The 18,303-nt window shown below is 63.6% G+C and carries 14 protein-coding genes and 1 pseudogene; 6 read left to right on the top strand and 9 right to left on the bottom strand.

Translation table 11 applies throughout. From position 1 onward, the window contains the following. Positions 1-3: 3 nt before the first annotated feature. The 5 genes from HDG33_RS02425 to xth all read left to right on the top strand — a co-directional run bounded on the left by HDG33_RS02425 (position 4) and on the right by xth (position 5,012). On the top strand, positions 4-939 hold the full coding sequence (locus tag HDG33_RS02425) for an ABC transporter permease subunit (RefSeq protein WP_184022273.1): 936 nt from the start codon (positions 4-6) through the stop codon (positions 937-939). Between the two features lies 1 nt (position 940). Next, on the top strand, positions 941-1,891 hold the full coding sequence (locus tag HDG33_RS02420) for an ABC transporter permease (RefSeq protein WP_409258950.1): 951 nt from the start codon (positions 941-943) through the stop codon (positions 1,889-1,891). Position 1,892: 1 nt separating this feature from the next. Then, positions 1,893-2,894, top strand: a complete 1,002-nt coding sequence (locus HDG33_RS02415; RefSeq protein ID WP_184022270.1) for an ABC transporter ATP-binding protein — start codon at positions 1,893-1,895, stop codon at positions 2,892-2,894. Next, positions 2,891-3,910 carry an ABC transporter ATP-binding protein gene (locus tag HDG33_RS02410; protein ID WP_184022256.1) on the top strand — a complete coding sequence of 340 codons (1,020 nt, stop codon included), beginning with the start codon at positions 2,891-2,893 and terminating at the stop codon, positions 3,908-3,910. The genes HDG33_RS02415 and HDG33_RS02410 overlap by 4 nt, the downstream gene beginning before the upstream one ends. A 325-nt stretch (positions 3,911-4,235) precedes the next feature. Further along, a complete protein-coding gene (xth, locus tag HDG33_RS02405; RefSeq protein ID WP_090800854.1) occupies positions 4,236-5,012 on the top strand; it encodes an exodeoxyribonuclease III in 777 nt (258 codons plus the stop codon). Positions 5,013-5,063: 51 nt separating this feature from the next. Here xth and HDG33_RS02400 read toward each other — a convergent pair whose 3' ends face one another. From HDG33_RS02400 to glnA, 4 genes are all read right to left on the bottom strand, one after another. Then, positions 5,064-7,181, bottom strand: a complete 2,118-nt coding sequence (locus HDG33_RS02400) for a prolyl oligopeptidase family protein (RefSeq protein ID WP_184022241.1) — start codon at positions 7,179-7,181, stop codon at positions 5,064-5,066. Between the two features lie 140 nt (positions 7,182-7,321). Then, positions 7,322-8,860, bottom strand: a complete 1,539-nt coding sequence (gene ntrC / locus HDG33_RS02395) for a nitrogen regulation protein NR(I) (RefSeq protein ID WP_184022238.1) — start codon at positions 8,858-8,860, stop codon at positions 7,322-7,324. A 36-nt stretch (positions 8,861-8,896) separates the two neighbouring features. Continuing rightward, positions 8,897-10,039, bottom strand: a complete 1,143-nt coding sequence (glnL, locus tag HDG33_RS02390; protein ID WP_184022235.1) for a nitrogen regulation protein NR(II) — start codon at positions 10,037-10,039, stop codon at positions 8,897-8,899. 199 nt (positions 10,040-10,238) lie between these two features. After that, complete coding sequence (gene glnA, locus HDG33_RS02385) at positions 10,239-11,654, bottom strand: type I glutamate--ammonia ligase (protein WP_184022232.1); 1,416 nt, start codon at positions 11,652-11,654, stop codon at positions 10,239-10,241. A 454-nt stretch (positions 11,655-12,108) separates the two neighbouring features. On the opposite strand from glnA, the gene HDG33_RS02380 reads away from it, so the two are divergent. Next, positions 12,109-12,573 carry a rhodanese-like domain-containing protein gene (locus tag HDG33_RS02380; protein WP_184022229.1) on the top strand — a complete coding sequence of 155 codons (465 nt, stop codon included), beginning with the start codon at positions 12,109-12,111 and terminating at the stop codon, positions 12,571-12,573. Positions 12,574-12,758: 185 nt separating this feature from the next. Here the strand turns inward: HDG33_RS02380 and HDG33_RS02375 are convergent. From HDG33_RS02375 to HDG33_RS02355, 5 genes and pseudogenes are all read right to left on the bottom strand, one after another. Then, positions 12,759-14,024, bottom strand: a pseudogene (locus HDG33_RS02375) (glycoside hydrolase domain-containing protein); the annotation flags it as partial. Positions 14,025-14,037: 13 nt separating this feature from the next. After that, positions 14,038-14,883: a molybdopterin-binding protein gene (locus HDG33_RS02370; RefSeq protein ID WP_184022226.1), complete on the bottom strand. Its 846-nt coding sequence runs from the start codon at positions 14,881-14,883 to the stop codon at positions 14,038-14,040. Positions 14,884-14,902: 19 nt separating this feature from the next. Continuing rightward, a complete protein-coding gene (locus tag HDG33_RS02365) occupies positions 14,903-15,736 on the bottom strand; it encodes an EI24 domain-containing protein (protein ID WP_184022223.1) in 834 nt (277 codons plus the stop codon). Positions 15,737-15,955: 219 nt separating this feature from the next. Next, the gene (locus HDG33_RS02360; RefSeq protein WP_184022218.1) at positions 15,956-16,954 is read right to left on the bottom strand and encodes a sterol desaturase family protein; all 999 of its coding nucleotides are present in this window, start codon (positions 16,952-16,954) and stop codon (positions 15,956-15,958) included. Positions 16,955-17,044: 90 nt separating this feature from the next. After that, complete coding sequence (locus tag HDG33_RS02355; protein ID WP_184022205.1) at positions 17,045-18,064, bottom strand: beta-propeller fold lactonase family protein; 1,020 nt, start codon at positions 18,062-18,064, stop codon at positions 17,045-17,047. Positions 18,065-18,303: the final 239 nt, after the last annotated feature.

The raw sequence follows: 18,303 nt of genomic DNA, 5'->3' as shown, positions 1-18,303 counted from the left end.
GCCATGCTGGCTTATACATTGCGCCGCGCGTTATGGGCGATCCCGACGATTCTCGCCGTGATCACCGCGTGCTACCTGCTGCTGCACCTGACGCCCGGCGGCCCGTTCGATTCGGAGAAGCATCTGTCGGCGGCCGTGCTTGCCAATCTCGACGCGAAATACCACATCGATCAGCCGCTGTGGAAGCAGTATTTGCTGTACATCGACTCGCTGCTGCACGGCGATCTCGGCGCGTCGTTCCGTTACACGGACTGGTCGGTCAGCGAACTGGTGTGGAAAGCCCTACCGGTCAGCCTCGGCGTCGGCGGCATTTCGGTGCCGATCGCGCTGGTGATCGGTGTGGCGCTCGGCACGGTTGCGGCGGTGCGCCGCAATGGCGTGATCGACTACGGCGTGATGTTGCTCGGCAATCTCGGCGGTGTGGTGCCGCCATTCATCCTCGGCCCCGTGCTGGTGTGGGTCTTCGCGATCCTGATCAAGCGCGGCGAGCATGGTCTGCTGCCCGCCGGCGGTTGGGGTGATGGCGACTGGCACTACCGCGTATTGCCGATCGTACTGCTCGTGATCATCAACGTATCGACGATTGCGCGCGTGATGCGCGGCAGCATGATCGAAGTGCTGTCCGGCAATTTCATCCGGACCGCGCGCGCGAAAGGTCTGGCCGGCCGCACCATCGTCTTGCGTCATGCGCTGAAACCGGCGCTGATGCCGGTCGTATCGCTACTCGGCTCGCTGTGCATTTCGTCGATCACCGCTGCGGTCGTCACCGAATCCGTATTCGCGCTGCCCGGTCTCGGGCAACTGGTCGTGAACGGCGCGATCAATCGCGACTACACGCTGGTGCTCGGTCTGGTCGCATTGATCACGGCATTCGCGGTCCTGTTCAATCTGCTGGTCGATCTTGCTTACGCATGGCTCGATCCGCGCATCCGGTACTGACATGAAGATTCGTCGATTCAACCTGGCCGCGCGTGCGTTCGTCGCGCCGCCGGCCGATGCGGCGTCCGCAGGCGGCTGTCTGCCCGGCGGCATCGTCACGAAGGCTTCGCGCGGACCGTTCGCGATTGCCGGCATGCGCTTTTTGCGTAATCGCGCGGCATTTGCAAGTCTCGTGATCCTGCTGCTGATCGTCGTCGCATGCTTTGCGGGGCCGCTGTTTCTGCCCAACAATCCGGTCGACAGCGACTGGGGATCGATCAGTCTGCCGCCGTCGTGGCTCGGCATGCATCTGTTCGGTACCGACGAACTCGGTCGCGACCTGCTCGCGCGCACGCTGGTGGGCGGGCGCGTATCGCTCGAAGTCGGGTTGCTCGGCACGCTGGTGTCCGGACTGATCGGCGTCGCGTGGGGCGCGACAGCCGGCTTCATGGGCGGGCGCGTCGATGCCGTGATGATGCGCGTCGTCGACGTGATGTACGCGATTCCGTACATGCTGATCGCGATCATGATGATGACGCTGTTCGGCCGCGCATTCTATCTGGTCGTGCTGACCATCAGCGCGTTTTCGTGGCTCGATATGGCGCGCGTGGTGCGCGGTCAGACGCTGTCGCTGCGTTCGCGCGAATTCGTCGACGCGGCGCGTGCGACGGGCGTTAGCACCCGCGCCATCATCGCCCGGCATATCGTGCCGAACCTGATCGGCGTGGTGGTCGTGTATGCCACGGTCACCGTGCCGTCGATCGTGCTGACGGAATCGGTGCTGTCGTTTCTCGGACTCGGCGTCCAGGAGCCGATGACGAGTTGGGGCGTGCTGATCGAAGACGGTGCCCAAAAACTCGAATCGATGCCGTGGCTGCTGCTCTGCCCTGCCGTCATGCTGTGCGTGACGCTTTATTGCGTGAACTTCGTCGGCGACGGTTTGCGCGACGCTCTCGACCCCAAGGATCATTGACATGGCGCTACTCGAAGTGAAGGACCTGAGTGTGCGCTTCACGCGCCGCGAAGGACCGCCGGTCGATGCGGTCCAACGCGTGTCGTTTTCGCTCGACGCGGGCAGCACGCTGGGCATCGTCGGTGAATCGGGGTCGGGCAAGAGTCAGACCGTGATGGCGCTGCTCGGTTTGCTGTCGTCGAACGGCAGCGTGTCGGGCACCGCACTGTATCGTGGCGAAGACGGCGGCGATCTGCTGACGATGAACAACGCAGCGCTGAACAGGATTCGCGGCAACCGGATCGGCATGGTGTTTCAGGACCCGATGACGGCGCTCAATCCGTTTTTGACCATTGAACGGCAGATGACGGAATCGCTGCAATTGCACAAGAAGCTGTCGCGTCGCGAAGCGCGTCGGCGTGCCATCGAGGTGCTCGACACGGTGCGGATTCCCGATGCCGCACGCCGCATCGGCATGTATCCGCATGAGTTTTCCGGTGGTATGCGGCAGCGCGTGATGATTGCGATGGCGTTGCTGTCCGAACCGGAAATTTTGATTGCCGACGAACCGACTACCGCGCTCGACGTCACCGTTCAGGCGCAAATCATCGAATTGCTGCGCGAACTGAATCGCGAGCGCGGCACGGCAATCGTCCTCATCACGCACGACATGGGCGTGGTTGCCGGATTGTGCGACACCGTGATGGTGATGTATGCAGGGCGCACGGTCGAGCAGGCAGACGCGCGCGCGCTGTTCGCCGCGCCGACCCATCCGTACACGATCGGCCTGTTGAACGCGCTGCCGCGCATCACCGACGACGACGACCGCCCGTTGCAAACCATTCCGGGCAATCCGCCTTTGCCGGGGCAAATCGGCGCGGGTTGCGCGTTCGCACCGCGTTGTTCGTTTGCAGACGATACTTGCCGCACCACAGTGCCGTCGCTCGACGCGCGTAGCGATCTGGCGGGTGCATTGCGCGCGTGCCACCGTCCGGTTCCAGCCATTCTGGAGGCCGTTCGATGAACCAGCATTCCGCTTGCAACAGTACCGAACCGCTGCTGTCGGTGAACGAACTGAAGGTGCATTTCAGCGTGCCGCGCGGCAAATTACCGTGGTCTGGCAAGGCCACGCTGCGCGCTGTCGACGGCGTGTCGTTCGATGTACGGCGCGGCGAAACCGTCGGGCTGGTGGGTGAATCCGGCTGCGGCAAGTCCACGCTCGCGCGCGCGATCGTCGGTCTTGCGCCTGCGTCGGGCGGCAGCGTCAAGCTTCATGGCGTCGAAACCGTGCAAGGCGCGAAGCGCGAACTCGGCATCTTGCGGCGCGACGTGCAGATGATCTTTCAGGACCCGCTGGCGTCGCTCGATCCGCGCATGACGATCGAGCAGATCGTCGCGGAGCCGTTGATCACGCATCGGCCCGATGTCGCGCGCGCCGATGTGCGCGCTCGCGTGCTGACCATCCTCGAACGCGTCGGCCTGAATGCGCAGCATCTGCGGCGCTATCCGCATGAGTTTTCGGGCGGGCAATGTCAGCGCGTCGGAATTGCACGGGCATTGATCAGCGAGCCGCAACTCGTGATCTGCGATGAACCGGTGTCCGCGCTCGACGTGTCGATTCAAGCGCAAATCGTTAATCTATTGCGCGACTTGCAACGCGAACTGTCGTTGTCGCTGCTGTTCGTCGCGCACGATCTGGCCGTGGTGAAAGCAATCAGCCATCGCGTGATGGTGATGTATATGGGGCGCGTGATAGAGTTCGGCGAAAAACGCGCGCTGTACGCGGCACCTGCGCATCCCTATACCCGTGCATTGCTGTCGGCCGTACCGGTTCCCGACCCGACCGTCGAGCGCGCGCGACGGCATCTGCTGCTTCAAGGCGAGATTCCGTCGCCCTTGCAACCGCCGTCGGGATGCGCGTTCCGCACGCGCTGCCCCGCCGCGATCGACGCATGCGGCGATGCGCAACCGCAAGCGGTTTCCCGGCAAGGTGATGCACGGCGGGTTGCGTGCATCCGGGTTCCCGTTCCTACCGAATAGCGCCTGTTTCATGGGCGGGAGTTCAACAACCGGGACAGCGGCGAAAGCTCACGCTCGACCGGCCCGAGCTGATGGCCTGGTGATGGGCCAACAGCAAAAAGCCCGTTCAAGTTCCCATGAACGGGCTTTGTCTGGCGGAGTGGACGGGACTCGAACCCGCGCCCCCCGGGCGTGACAGGCCGTATCATATAGGCTGCGACGCCGGACTGGCATGGCGTGTGACTCCTGAGTAACGGAACACCACTCGTGAAATGAGTATGTCGATACGTATATCACGACCACATCAAGTCAAATATTTATTGAAAATCAACAGCTTGCGCAACCGATGAAAATCGCCACCTGGAACGTCAACTCCCTCAAAGTCCGCCAGCAACACGTCATCGACTGGCTCGCGAGCAGCGGCACCGACGTGCTGTGCCTGCAGGAACTGAAGCTGCCCGACGAAAAATTTCCGCGCGCCGAACTCGAGGCGGTCGGCTATCGAAGCTGGTACGCGGGTCAGAAAACCTATAACGGTGTCGGCATTCTGGTGCGCGAAGGTTTGAACGTCGACGAAAGCAGCATCGTGCGCAACATCCCCGGTTTCGAGGACCCGCAGCAGCGCGTGATCGCGGCAACCATCGACGGCGTGCGCATCATCTCCGCGTATTTCCCCAACGGCCAGGCGCCCGGCACCGACAAGTTCGCGTACAAGCTGCGCTGGCTCGACGCGCTGCACGACTGGCTCGCAACCGAGATGACGCTGCATCCGAAGCTCGCGTTGCTCGGCGACTACAACATCGCGCCCGACGATCGCGACGTGCACGATCCGAAGGCATGGGAAGGTCAGAATCTGGTGTCGCCCGAGGAACGCGCGGCGTTCGTGCGGCTGATCGGCCTCGGCCTGCTCGACGCGTTCCGCCAGTTCGAGCAGCAGGAAAAAATCTATTCGTGGTGGGACTACCGGATGATGGCGTTCCGTCGCAACGCGGGACTGCGCATCGATCACATCCTGCTGTCGAAGGCATTGGCCGACATCTGCTCGGCGTGCGACATCGACAAGGTGCCGCGTAAGTGGGAGCAGCCGTCGGATCACGCGCCAGTGTTCGCGCAGCTGGGCTGATCCGGAATACAGCGACGAAACGAGGCAGCGCTGCCTCGCGTCCCTATTGCTTCAGGCGCCGCCCAGCACACCCCACAAGAACCCGAACACCATCGCATCATGCTCGGCCTGCTCCAACTCATCGGAGCCGCCGTGGCCGCCTTCCGTATTCTCCCGATACCATACGTGCTGCGCGCCCAGCGCCTGCATGCGCGCGGCCATTTTGCGCGCATGGCCGGGATGCACGCGATCGTCGGCGGTCGACGTCGTGAATAGCACCGGCGGATACGCGACACCCGCCGCGAGGTTGTGATACGGCGAATACGCGGCGAGCGCACGCGCTTCATCGGGTTCGTCGGGGTCGCCGTACTCGTCGATCCACGAGGCGCCCGCATGCAGCAGGTGATAGCGGCTCATATCGAGCAACGGCACCTCGCAGACGACCGCGCCGAATAGCTGCGGCCGCTGCACCATGCAGGCGGCCACGAGCAAACCGCCGTTGCTGCCGCCCTGAATGCCGAGCTGTGCGGCGCTCGTCACGCCGGTCGCGATCAGCGCCTCGGCGACCGCGATGAAATCATCGAACGCGCGCTGGCGATGCTCGCCTTGCGCCGCCGTGTGCCAGCGCGTGCCGAACTCGCCGCCGCCGCGAATATGCGCGACCACGTACACGCCGCCGCGTTCGAGCCAGCCGATGCCCTGCCCCGTCAGATAGCTCGGCAGCAGCGGAATCGCGAAGCCGCCGTAGCCGCTCAGCAGACATGGGCGCGTCGGGCTTTCATCGCCCGGCGATGACGGCGCTTCCTTCGGCCCAATCACCGTGTAGGGTACGCGCGTGCCATCGGCAGATACCGCATGTCCGCGCGTCACCGCAACGCGCGTCGCGTCGAACTGCGTCGGCCAACGGTCGAGCAACTCCCATTCGCCAGGCTCCTCGAGCGCGAGATCGGAGAGCCAGTAGGCGGGCGGTTGCAGATAATCGTCGGTGTCGACGAACACTTCGTCGTTCAGTGTCGACTCGACCGGCGACACGTCGACCTGCGCATCGCCGCGCGACGCGAACACGCGCTCACGCCACTGCCAGGTGCCGTCCTCGCGCTGCGACGGCGTCCAGATCAGCGTCTTGCCGCGCACGTCGTCGAGATACGACACGATCAGATGATGGCGCGTATGCGACCACTCGCAGGCCGAGGTCAGCGGCGTCGGCGTGAAGAGCGGCGTCACGTCGCGCTCGCCGCGCAGAAACGCGTCCTCGCGAATCGCGAGCAGCGCGCCGCCCGGATAGCGCGCGAGATTGCCGTCCCACTCGCATTCCCAATCGAGCCGCGGCTCGAGCAACAGCCAGCCCTGCCACGCCCCCACCGCGACGTGCGACGGCACTTCGTAACGATGCCAGGCGCCGCTAGCGTCGTCGAGGTAATACGTGTGCGAATCGAAAAAGTCGACGCTGCTCGTCACCGTATGCCGGCGATCGACCGGATCGTAATGCGCCTCCACGCCGATGTCGCCAAACTCGCCGCGAAACACGACGGGCGCATCGGCGAGCGCCGTACCGCGGGTCCAGCGCCGCACGTCGCGCGGATAACCGGAGCGCGTCAGCGTCTTGCGCCCATTGTCCCAGCCGACGTACAGCGTTTCGCGATCGATCCACGACACCGTGTGCTTGCCCGCCTTCGCAACCGCGAAGCCATCGTCGACGAAACGCCGCGCGTCGAGATCGAACTCGCGGACGACGAGCGCATCCGAACCGCCCGGCGACATCGTGATCAGCGCGCGGTCGCCGTCCGGATAAAGGATATCGAGATCGACGCAGACCCACGGCGTGCCGTCGGCCGCGCCGAGCGCGTCGAAGTCGAGCAGGTTCTGCCACACCGGCGCGCCGTTGCGCCATGCGGCCCACGCAGTGCGTCGCCAGATACCGCGCGGATTGCGCTCGTCCTGCCACAAATCGTAGGCCCAGTCCTTCCAGCGATCCGGAATCACCGGACGCTCGCGCGGCAGATAGGCGTCGGCGAGCCGCCGTCTGAGCGTGTCGAACGACTCGCCGCTGCACCACGCCACGCGGGTGCGCGCATTCTGCGCGTCGACCCATGCGAGTGCGTCAGCGTCGTACAGCTCTTCGAGCGACAGGAAAGGATCGGGGGAAAGCGGCCACTCGAACGGGGCGGGAGAAGCTGAAGAAGCTGGCATCGTCGGCTGTTGGATCGGAACAGCGTTGATTATGCCTCGTGCGCGATGGTCGACGGTTTGCCGCGGGGCGCGATGCAACCACGACGAAGGCGGCCTGAGCCGCCCCCGCCTGCCATGCAGCATCGCTCAGAACGAGCGTGTCAAGGCTCCAGATTGAGCTCCTGAATCTTGCGCGTAATCGTATTGCGCCCGATGCCGAGCCGCTCGGCCGCCTCGACCTTGCGGCCGCGCGTGAAGTCGAGCGCCTCGCGGATCACGGCCGCTTCGAAGCGGCGCGCGAGTTCGTCCATCACGTCGGCCGCGTTTTCGCGCAGCATGCGCGCGACTTCGGTGCGCAAGCCGCCTTCCCATGCGCTCAGCGCGGTGGCGACCGACGCACCGGCCGCCCCACCCGGATGCACGAGCGCGCCGCCGTTCGTGCCACCGAGCGGCACGCCGCCCGCGATTCCCGCATGGGTCGCCGCGGTGCCATCCGTCGTCGCGCCGGCAGCGGCGCCCGCACCAAGCTCGCTCCCGGCGCCGTGCGCGGGACCGAGATCGGGCGGCAGATCCTTGATTTCGATCGTCTGCGCGGGCGCCATCACCGTGAGCCAGTTCGCGAGGTTCTCGAGTTGCCGCACGTTGCCCGGAAACGGCAGCGACGCGAGATACGCGAGCGCCTCCTCGGACACGCGCTTCGGTTCGACGCCGAGATCGCGCGCACTCTTTTGCAGGAAATGCCGCGTCAGCAGCGGGATATCCTCGTTGCGCTCGCGCAACGCGGGCAAGCGCAGACGGATCACGTTCAGACGGTGATACAGGTCCTCGCGAAACAGTCCCTGCCGCACGCGCGATTCGAGATTCTGGTGCGTCGCCGCGATCACCCGCACATTCGCGCGCAACGGATTGTGGCCGCCCACGCGATAGAACTGCCCGTCCGACAGCACGCGCAACAAACGCGTCTGCAGATCGAACGGCATGTCGCCGATTTCGTCGAGAAACAGCGTGCCGTTCTCGGCCTGCTCGAAGCGTCCCTGGCGCATCGCCTGCGCGCCGGTGAACGCCCCGCGCTCATGACCGAACAGTTCGGACTCCAGCAAATCCTTCGGAATCGCGGCCGTGTTCAACGCGATGAAGGGGCCGTTCGCGCGTGGGCTATGTCGGTGCAACGCACGCGCGACCAGTTCCTTCCCGGTGCCTGATTCGCCGGTAATGAGCACGGTGGCCGCCGAATGCGACAGGCGGCCGATCGCGCGAAACATGTCCTGCATCGCGGGCGCCTGGCCGAGCATCTCGGGCGCTTCGGCGACGCGGTCGTCCCACGTCTGCTCGCCGCGCATGCTTTCGTCGACCGCGCGGCGAATCAGCTCGACGGCCTTGTCGACGTCGAACGGCTTCGCCAGATACTCGAACGCGCCGCCCTGGAATGCGGCGACCGCGCTATCGAGATCCGAGAACGCAGTCATGATGATGACCGGCAAGCCCGGCACCTTGTCGCGTACGGTTTGCAGCAGCTCCAGCCCGGAGCCGCCAGGCATGCGGATATCGGAGACCAGCACCTGCGGGCTGTCGTGATCGAGCGCGGCCGACGCTTCGCGCACGTTCGCGAAGCTGCGCGTCGCGAAGTTCTCGCGCGCCAGCGCTTTCTCGAGCACCCAGCGAATTGATTGATCGTCGTCTACTATCCAGATCGGCTTCATATAGGTCGGTCAGAAGTCTTGAGGTGCTTGTGTTATCTAGAGGTCGAGCGGCAGCAGAATCTGAAACTCGGTATGGCCCGGCCGGCTGTCCACCTCGATCAGACCTTCGTGCTGCTGCACGAAGGTCTGCGCTAGCGTGAGACCGAGACCGCTGCCGTCCTCGCGCCCTGACACGAGCGGATAGAAAATGCGGTCGCGAATCTCTTCGGGAATGCCTGGGCCGTTGTCGATGATATGCAAGTCCAATGCCAGCTTGCACAGGCGTTTTGAAATCGTGACCTTGCGCGCGATGCGCGTGCGCAATTCGATGCGCGCATCGCCCTGCGAGATCCGCTCGCGCAACGCCTCGGCCGCATTGCGCACGATGTTCAGCAGCGCCTGGATCAGCTGCTCCTTGTCGCCGCGCAGATCCGGCACGCTGACGTCGTAGTCGCGCTCGATCGTCAGGCCGCGCGGAAACTCCGCGAGAATCACCTGACGCACGCGCTCGCACACCTCGTGAACATTCACGTCGCCGACGATATGCGGATGCCGGTGCGGTTCGAGCAAGCGGTCGACCAGCGTCTGCAGACGGTCCGACTCCTTGATGATGACCTGGGTGTACTCGCGCAACTCGTCGCGCTGACGTTCGCCGAGTTCGAACTCGAGCAGTTGCGCGGCGCCGCGAATCCCGCCCAGCGGATTCTTGATTTCGTGCGCGAGATTGCGGATCAGATGCTTGTTGACGGCCGTCAGGTCGTTGATGCGCTCTTCGCGGTCGGTGCGCAGATGCCGCTCGTTCTCGAACAGTTCGAGCAACACGTAGTCCTGCGCGCTTTCCAGAAAACCGACGATCGCATGCACGTGCAGCGGCTCGTGGCCGGGACGCTCGAGCACGGCGTCCAGATGCGTCGCGTGAAAACGGTGTGCGGCGATCGCGGTGATCGTCGCGACCAGTTCGTCCGCGTTCGAGAAAATGTCTGGCCACGCCATCTGCGTGAGTTGCTTGCGAGACATCTCCAGCATCGACTCCGCCGACGGATTCGCGAACGCGACGCGCAGAGTGCGCTTCTCGAGCACCAGCAAGACGGTCGGCAGCGCCTCGAAGCCCGGCAGCAAGCCAGAACTCACGAGCTGCATGTCGTCCGACAGCGTCTGTTCGTGTCCTTTCCTTGCCTTGATCAGATTCTTGAGAACCATCTTGCAGTCTGGCCGGTAGGAGATGGTGATAAATCAGGAGTGCTGCTTTATTGTGCTTCACCGAATGCCGGGTTGCCCGCGCGCGGCCGGCCGTGCGTACGGCCTAACGAAAAAGGGACGGCGCCGCCGTCCCTTCGTGACCGATCGCGAGCGTCGGGCAAAGCGCTTCGCCGGGTGAAGGGCGAAGCGCCATGGCCGCTTACAGCGAGTAATACATTTCGAATTCGATCGGGTGCACCGACTGACGAAAACGCTGCAGTTCCGTCGTCTTCAGTTCGATGTACGCGTCGAGCATCGCATCCGTGAACACGCCGCCGCGCGTCAGGAACTCGCGGTCCGCGTCGAGCGAGTCGAGAGCCTGGTCGAGGCCCGCGCACACGGTCGGGATCTTTGCATCCTCTTCCGGTGGCAGGTCGTACAGGTTCTTGTCGGCGGCTTCGCCCGGGTGAATCTTGTTCTGCACGCCGTCCAGACCCGCCATCATCAGCGCGGAGAAGCACAGGTACGGATTCGCCAGCGGATCCGGGAAGCGCGTTTCGATACGGCGGCCCTTCGGGTTCGACACGTGCGGAATTCGGATCGATGCCGAACGGTTGCGAGCCGAGTAAGCGAGCTTGACCGGCGCTTCGAAGTGCGGCACGAGACGCTTGTACGAGTTCGTACCCGGATTCGTGATCGCGTTCAGCGCGCGAGCATGCTTGATGATGCCGCCGATGTAGAACAGCGCGAATTCCGACAGACCTGCGTAGCCATTGCCTGCGAACAGGTTCGTGCCATCCTTCCAGATCGACTGGTGAACGTGCATGCCCGAACCGTTATCGCCGACGACCGGCTTCGGCATGAACGTTGCCGTCTTGCCGTACGTGTGCGCGACGTTTTGGATGATGTACTTCAGTTGCTGCGTCCAGTCGGCGCGCTGCACCAGCGTCGAGAACTTCGTCCCGATTTCATTCTGGCCCATGCCCCCCACTTCGTGGTGATGCACTTCGACCGGAATGCCGATCTGTTCGAGCAGCAGACACATTTCCGAACGGATGTCCTGGAACGAATCGACCGGCGCGACCGGGAAGTAGCCGCCCTTGGTGCCCGGACGGTGGCCGGTGTTGCCGCCTTCGAATTCCTTCGCCGACGACCACGGTGCTTCTTCCGAACCGATCTTCACGAAGCAGCCCGACTGATCCGTGTTCCACTGGACCGAGTCGAAAATGAAGAATTCCGGTTCCGGACCGAAGTACGCGGTGTCGCCGAGGCCCGAGCTCTTCAGGTACGCTTCGGCGCGCTTCGCGAGCGAGCGCGGGTCGCGCTCGTAGCCCTTGCCGTCAGCCGGTTCGACGACGTCACAGGTCAGCACGAGGGTCGATTCTTCGTAGAACGGGTCGATGAAGGCCGTATTCGCGTCCGGGACCAGCAACATGTCCGATGCTTCGATGCCCTTCCAGCCGGCAATCGACGAACCGTCAAACGCATGGCCGCTTTCGAACTTGTCTTCATCGAATGCCGACACCGGCACCGAAACGTGTTGTTCTTTGCCGCGCGTGTCGGTGAAACGGAAGTCGACAAACTTGACGTCTTCGTCCTTGACGAGTTGAATGACGTCGGCCACGGATTTACTCATAACCTATCTCCTGATTAACAATTTCGGCGGATTCAGCCGCCGCCCAATCTAGCTGACCCATCCCGGCACGTCCACTTATACGGCGTCGCGGGCGGAAAATTCTGCCGGGATAAATCGATCGGCACCAATAAAGCAGATAGTGTGCCACCTCTGGGCCTCGGATGGGCCAATCCGGCGCACACCATTGCGCCGCTTACGTTTGCCGGCCACGCACGAGGCGAGAGCAGCCTCGCAAACAAACGTGCGGGCATCGCAACGCACCAATTTCGCGCATTCACCTCTTTGGAAACGACGATCCATACCATTTTGGTGCATTCAGCAGAAAATGCACCATATTTGCGCATCGAGGTTGGGATAGCGCCCGCGACTGCCCGGCGCCGTCCAGTCTACACAGGTCTGTGCGCTGCCTGCAGCGCGCTAGAATGATCATTTGGTCCGAAGGAGATTGACGCTCATGAGCACGCTCGAACAGCTTTACGCGAAGGCGGACGCCCGCCGCACCGAGAACCAACTGCCCTACGCGGGCGCGGTATCGCCGGCCGAGGCGTTCGAACTGCTGGAACTCGATCCGCGCACGCGTCTCGTCGACGTGCGTACCCGCGCCGAGCTCGACTGGGTCGGCCGGCCGGTGATCGGTGATGGCCAATACGCGCATGTCGAATGGACGCGCTATCCGGGCGCGGTGCCCAATCAGGAGTTCGTGCAGCAACTCGCGCAGGTCGCGTCGCCCGACACGCCGGTGCTGTTCCTGTGCCGCAGCGCCGCGCGCTCGAAGCTCGCCGCGATCGCCGCGACCCAGGCCGGCTTCACGAAGGCGTATGACCTGCTGGAAGGCTTCGAAGGCGACAAGGACGGCCAGGGGCATCGGAAGACGGTGTCGGGATGGTGTTTTCGCGGCTTGCCGTGGATCGGAGCCTGATGGCGCGGGCGCACTGCCCGCATCTGCGGAAGCCCGTGGCGCGGCGCTGAAGCACGCCGATTGAAACGGTTCGCGCCGACCACGCATTGATTGCATCGTCGGCTCGGGTTGTGACACTGCGATGTCGCGGTTCGCGCCAACCTAACCCTCAGGCGCGGACCGCTTGTTTTGTCGAGCGCCGCGCGCGCCGCCGTCAAGGCCTGCGACGAGTAGCTGAACAGCGAGCCGTCGAAGTCCGCTCCCAGACCATCGGTATCGGTGCTGCCGTCGCTGCCGATGCCGTGGTTGTTGAATGCGTCGGCCACATTCCGCGCGAGCGGCACGCCATACGAAGGGGGTGCGTCCGCCGCGCTCGTCCCCCACTGGGAGGGAGACGAACCCATCACGAAGTTCAGCGCGACACCGCGCCGAGGTCGTCATTGCCGGGCAAACCGTTCGGCCCTGTGCCGAAGGCGCTCGCCATGATCTGCTGGACCACGTTCTGCGTGCCCGACGGCGAACCCGCTCAGTTATATAGCCACGGCACCTCGAAGGTCGGTTCGTCGCCCATATAGAAATTGGGCAGGCTCATCCCCGCGTTCAACACCGCAAAAAACGCGTTCAGGCGCGACACCGCCGCCGAGTTGGCCGCCCAGTTGCGCAAACAGTCCGACCGGGTTGAACGGCACCATCCACGTGTACTGCCCGGCATTGCCTTCGCCGTAGTTGTCGGTGCTGCTCTGCGTCTCCGCAATCCAGCTTCCGTCCGAGTTGCGCGCGGCGATCAGAGGCGGCGGCAGCGACGCGTTGAGCAGGTTCTGCCAATAGGCCGAGCGGCTCAGCAGCATCTTCTGGATCGTTGAATTGCCCAGTTGGCCGGCAAACTGCGAAATGGCGAAATCGCTGCTCGCGTATTCGAGCGTCGACGATGCCTGCCCCCATTCGCCATTCGTGATGTAGCCGAACTGCAGATAACTGGCGCGGCCGCCATTCGTGGTCACGCCATTGCACGCCGTTCCGGGAACGTTGGCCATCTTGATCATGTGCTTCAGCGCGCCCGAGGTATCGAACGCTCGCGCGCCGAATGCATAGGCGCCCGCCACGATCAGCGAACCGGCGTCGCCGGGCATCACGCCATCCTCGACGTTGTCGTTGACCCAATGCGGAATCGCGCCGCACTGATCCGCATCGTTGACTAGCGACTGCGCCATCTCGCTGGTCTCCTGAGGAAACAGCGTGGCTTTGAGCGCAATCAGCGAGCGATAGATGTCCCAGCCCGAAAAGCAGGTGTACTGCGGCTGGTGTACTGCGCCGCGTGGCCCGCGCTAACCGAATGGACCTGCTGGTCGAAGCCGATATATTGGCCGTTGGAATCGCTGAATACGCTCGGCGCCCACAGCGCGTGATAGAACGCCGTATAAAACTTCGTCAAGCGCAGCCGTGTCCTGACTACTTACCTGAATCGTATTGAGGGCCCGCTCAGCTTCACGGCTTACCCGTGGCCGCTGCCGCCGCTGCCGCCGCCGCTTCAGGCTCGACGATATCGCCACCGAGCAGATGCACCCCCTCTCGCAGCTTCACGAACGCCGCGGCGACGGCTTCCGGTTCACCCTTCACACCCAGATCGATGTGATGCCGCGCATACACGCCGCCGCGCTCGGCATCCCCGACGCTCGGCAGGCTGAACACCCGCACGCCCGGAAAATCGCGCTCGATTTTCTCCATCAGCGGCGTCACGCGCGACTCCGGCAACTCGAACACCAGCAGCGATTTTTCAGCGTGCGGCGTCGTGTGATGCAGATGCGCGTACTGCGTGTCGAGCACCCACTCGATCATCGGCCAGGCCATCACCGGGAAACCCGGCACGAAATGGTGTTGGCGGATCGAAAAGCCCGGAATCTTGTTGTAGCCGTTCGGAATGATGTCGGCGCCCTGCGGGTACGTGCCCATATTCAGGCGATGCCGGTTCTCGGGCGAGTTCAGATCGAGCGGCGCCGGCGAGTTCGCCGGATACATGTCGCGGATACGCTCCTGAATCAGCTTCGCGGCTTCCGGATGCAGCTCGAGCGGCACGCCGAGCGCGGCCGCCGCGCACTGGCGCGTGTGGTCGTCCGGTGTCGCACCGATACCGCCCGTCGAGAACACGATGTCGCCCGACGCGAACGTGCGCCGCAGCGTCGCCGTGATGCGCTCCGGATCGTCGCCGACGTACTCCGCCCAGCCGAGCGACAGCCCGCGCCCGCGGAGCAACTCGATGACCTTCGGCAGATGCTTGTCGACGCGTCTGCCCGACAGGATTTCATCGCCGATGATGATGACGCCAAATGCCATTGCCGCCTCTTTCGTTTGATCAATAGGGAACCGGCGCGACCTCGCGCGCGCCGCCAGGCGCTTCCGCCCGCATGCGCTGCAGCGCGCGCAGGCAGTAGTTGCCGAACCATAGCGCCGAGAACACGAGGATGAACGCGTAAATCCAGATCGTCACCGTCGTGATCACCGGGAACAGCACAATCAGCCATACCGACGACGCCCACAACAGCGTCGGCAGCGAACCTAGCAGGCCGCTCACGATACCGATCAGCAGCAACGGCAGCCGGTGGCGCCGCACCAGTTCGCGCCGCTCGTCGCGCGTCGCATGCAACGAGAGCGCGTCGTAGGTCATCACGCGATACGTGAGCCATCCCCACAGCAGCGGCGGAATCAACGCGAAGAACGGCGGCACCAGCCACAGCGGCAACGTGACGATCAGCAGCGCCAGACACAGCAGCGTGGTCCAGAGCGCCTGACCGAGGCTACCGTACCACGTTCCGCCGTGGCGCATCTCCAGCCCGGCGAACTGGCGGGCCGCGAGAAAGCGGATCACGGCCGGCATCGACAGCATGGCGATCAGCAGCAGCACCGTGACGACGATCAGCGGGATCGCCATCGCAACCACGATGAACGGCGCGATGACCGCGTGCAGCGTCGAAAAACCGAGCACGTCGAACAGATGATAAAGCGTGGTGGTGAAGGACCAATCGTCGAGCCAGGTGCGCGTCGCGCCGGTCAGCGTCTGCCAGAAGAACCACAGGAGTACGCCCCAGCCGACCGTCGCGACGATAAACGGTTTGAAGGTCAGCCAGAGCATGCGCGGATGCAACGCGCTTGCGAGTGCGCGCCCAAACGAGCGCAACAGATCATTCATGCGAGCCAGTGCCTGCGAACGAAACGATGGACGGGAGAATCGCGCCGCGCCCGGGCCAGGCATGCTGGGGCACTGGAGGGTGCGCTCGAACGTGCACAGCATAAACCAAGGGACGCGCCGCCGGCGGAAGTGAGCAGCGCGGCGGAGTGCGCGCTCGAATGGATCCGCAATGGACTCAGAATGGACTCAGAATGGACTCAGAACGGACTCTGAACCGACTCAAACGGCAGCGGTGTCGTTGCCGGGTGCGCGGCGCTTCGATACGAGGCGATGCGCGATGCGCACGAAGGCGAACCAGTGCTGCTCCCAGAATCCATCGCCATAGCCGCGGCCTTCGAGCTGATCGCTGATACCGGTCGGCTCCATGTCGCGGCTCCACGACACGCTGCGGAACAACATGTCCCACCACGGGAACAGCACGCCGAAATTGCAACCGTATTTGAGCCCTTCATGACCGTACCCGATCGCGTGGTGACGGCGGTGGAACGCCGGGCTGACGAGCAGCCGCTCGCCGAGCCAGCCGTAATACAGGCGGATGTTCGCGTGCTGCACGCTTTGCGCGAGATTCGTGATCGCAACCAGCACGACGAACTGCGACGGCGGCACACCGATTGCGAGCGCGATGATCGCGAAGAACGACGCCTGCAGCAGATCGTCGAGCAGATGGTTGCGATCGTCGGACCACAGCGACATCTGCCGCTGACTATGGTGTACCGCATGCAGCTCCCACCACACGCCGAAGCGGTGCTGCCAGCGGTGATACCAGTAGCCGGCGAAATCGAGTACGAGCAGATACATGACGAACGTGACGAGCGGCTGCGTGGTCACGCCGGGCCACAGGTTGTCGAAGTTCAGGTTCGCGATGCCGTGCAGCCGCAGCCAGCCTTGCACGTTGTCGAAGAACGGTTGCAGCGCGAAGAAAAAGAACAGGTTCAGAATGCCGAGCTTGGCGATCCACGTGTACAGCACGTCGACGCGCACGGCCTTGCGGTTCTCCCATTGCTCGACCGGGCGCAGCGCCTCGAGCGGACGCAGGATCGCGTACATCGCGAGCACCTCGAGCACACCGACGATGACCCAGTACAGGCTGTCGTAGGTGTCCTCGTCGTAGTCCATCAGATTGAACCGGAACAGCAGCGGCTGCACCACGTCGACGTACAGCCACGTCTGCGCGGCTGAAACGAAGCTGTCGAGTGAGGAGAAAATCAGATGGAACATGATGCTGGCCTGTTACTTCATCCTTGGTGGCTCGTGGCGTCCTGGCTCTGCCCTGTTGCCCTCAGGCACTGTCGGGCGCCCTCAGGCCCCTCAAGCGCCGTTCGGCGCCGTCACCGGCGCGCGGTCGAAGAAATAGATGCCGTGCGGCGAGCGGCCCACCGCAATGGTCTGGATCAGCTTGCGCGTGTTGAGATCGATGATGCCAACGTGCTTCGCGAAGCGGAAGGTCACCCACAGATAGCGTTTGTCGGCGGAAAGTTCCATATCGTCCGGTCCCGGCATCAGGCCGGTGATGTCGCCGACGTTGGTGAGCGTGTCTTCGTCGATGATGCTGATCGTGCTAGCGACGCGGTTCGACACCGCGACATGCCTGCCGTCGGCGAGCGAGCGGAAATTGTGAGCGCCCTTGCCCGTGTGAATCGTCTTGACGACCTTCTGGTTGCGCCAGTCCACCACGGCGACGCAGTCCTCGCCGGTCATGCCGACGAGCAGGTACTTTTCCCCCGGCGTCATCCACAGACCCGCGGGCACCTTGCCGACCTTCATCTTCCATTTGACGGTTTGCGTGGGCAGGTCGATGGCGGCGAGCTCGCCCGAGATCTGCAGCGAGACGAACACCGTCTTGCTGTCATTCGAGAACGCCATGTGGCTCGGCATCACCGCGAGCGGCAGCCGTGAAGCCAGCGTCATCTGGTTTTTCGGGTTGTCGTAGTGATAGATGTCGAGTCGATCGAGCCGCAGTCCCGTAGTGACGAGCCACTTGCGATCAGGCGAAAAACCGATCTGATAGGGATCTTCGATGTTCTCGACCCAGCGCTGTAACTGCCCCGTTTTCGGATCGACGAACATCAGGCTGTTCGACACCGAATTGGCGACGATCAGCGAGGAATTGTCCGGCGTGGCCATCAGGTGATGCGGTTCCTTGCCCGTGGGCACGGTGCCGATGACCTGGCGGCTGTTCTCGTCGATCAGGCTCAGCGTGGCCTCGCCGGAATTGAGCACGATCACGTTATTGGCGTGCGCCGCCGGAGAAAAAAAGCCTGCGGCGGCGACCAGCACCGCGGTCGCGGCGAACGTGGCACTCAATCCGGGAAGAAAAAATTTACGCATGAAAACTCGCTTCGGAGAACAACGGTCATTGTAGAACGTTTGCCGGTCCGGGCGGTTGACGTAAGTCACTGGCGACGACCGAAAAATGACGGGTGCGATGAAGCTCGGCCGCGTGCGGGAGGTTTCGTCTGCCACGTCCGGTTTGATGCTCGCGCCGTGGGTTTTCGAGTGAGGAATCAATGTGCTCTCCCTGTCAGGGTCAATCATGCATCAGCCACACGTTAAAATCGCGCAAATGA

Source organism: Paraburkholderia sp. Cpub6 (genome assembly GCF_014201065.1).
GTDB lineage: Bacteria > Pseudomonadota > Gammaproteobacteria > Burkholderiales > Burkholderiaceae > Paraburkholderia > Paraburkholderia tuberum.
Note: the sequence above shows the minus strand (reverse complement) of the source record. Positions and strands in the feature narration are given on the sequence as shown.

Bases quoted from the DNA above. Each gene is read 5' to 3' on its own strand.
- HDG33_RS02400 (WP_184022241.1), bottom strand. From the start codon at position 7,181: ATGCCAGCTTCTTCAGCTTCTCCCGCCCCGTTCGAGTGGCCGCTTTCC.
- HDG33_RS02410 (WP_184022256.1), top strand. From the start codon at position 2,891: ATGAACCAGCATTCCGCTTGCAACAGTACCGAACCGCTGCTGTCGGTG.
- HDG33_RS02420 (WP_409258950.1), top strand. From the start codon at position 941: ATGAAGATTCGTCGATTCAACCTGGCCGCGCGTGCGTTCGTCGCGCCG.
- xth (WP_090800854.1), top strand. From the start codon at position 4,236: ATGAAAATCGCCACCTGGAACGTCAACTCCCTCAAAGTCCGCCAGCAA.
- HDG33_RS02355 (WP_184022205.1), bottom strand. From the start codon at position 18,064: ATGCGTAAATTTTTTCTTCCCGGATTGAGTGCCACGTTCGCCGCGACC.
- glnL (WP_184022235.1), bottom strand. From the start codon at position 10,039: ATGGTTCTCAAGAATCTGATCAAGGCAAGGAAAGGACACGAACAGACG.
- HDG33_RS02365 (WP_184022223.1), bottom strand. From the start codon at position 15,736: ATGAATGATCTGTTGCGCTCGTTTGGGCGCGCACTCGCAAGCGCGTTG.
- HDG33_RS02425 (WP_184022273.1), top strand. From the start codon at position 4: ATGCTGGCTTATACATTGCGCCGCGCGTTATGGGCGATCCCGACGATT.
- ntrC (WP_184022238.1), bottom strand. From the start codon at position 8,860: ATGAAGCCGATCTGGATAGTAGACGACGATCAATCAATTCGCTGGGTG.
- HDG33_RS02360 (WP_184022218.1), bottom strand. From the start codon at position 16,954: ATGTTCCATCTGATTTTCTCCTCACTCGACAGCTTCGTTTCAGCCGCG.
- HDG33_RS02370 (WP_184022226.1), bottom strand. From the start codon at position 14,883: ATGGCATTTGGCGTCATCATCATCGGCGATGAAATCCTGTCGGGCAGA.
- HDG33_RS02380 (WP_184022229.1), top strand. From the start codon at position 12,109: ATGAGCACGCTCGAACAGCTTTACGCGAAGGCGGACGCCCGCCGCACC.
- HDG33_RS02415 (WP_184022270.1), top strand. From the start codon at position 1,893: ATGGCGCTACTCGAAGTGAAGGACCTGAGTGTGCGCTTCACGCGCCGC.
- glnA (WP_184022232.1), bottom strand. From the start codon at position 11,654: ATGAGTAAATCCGTGGCCGACGTCATTCAACTCGTCAAGGACGAAGAC.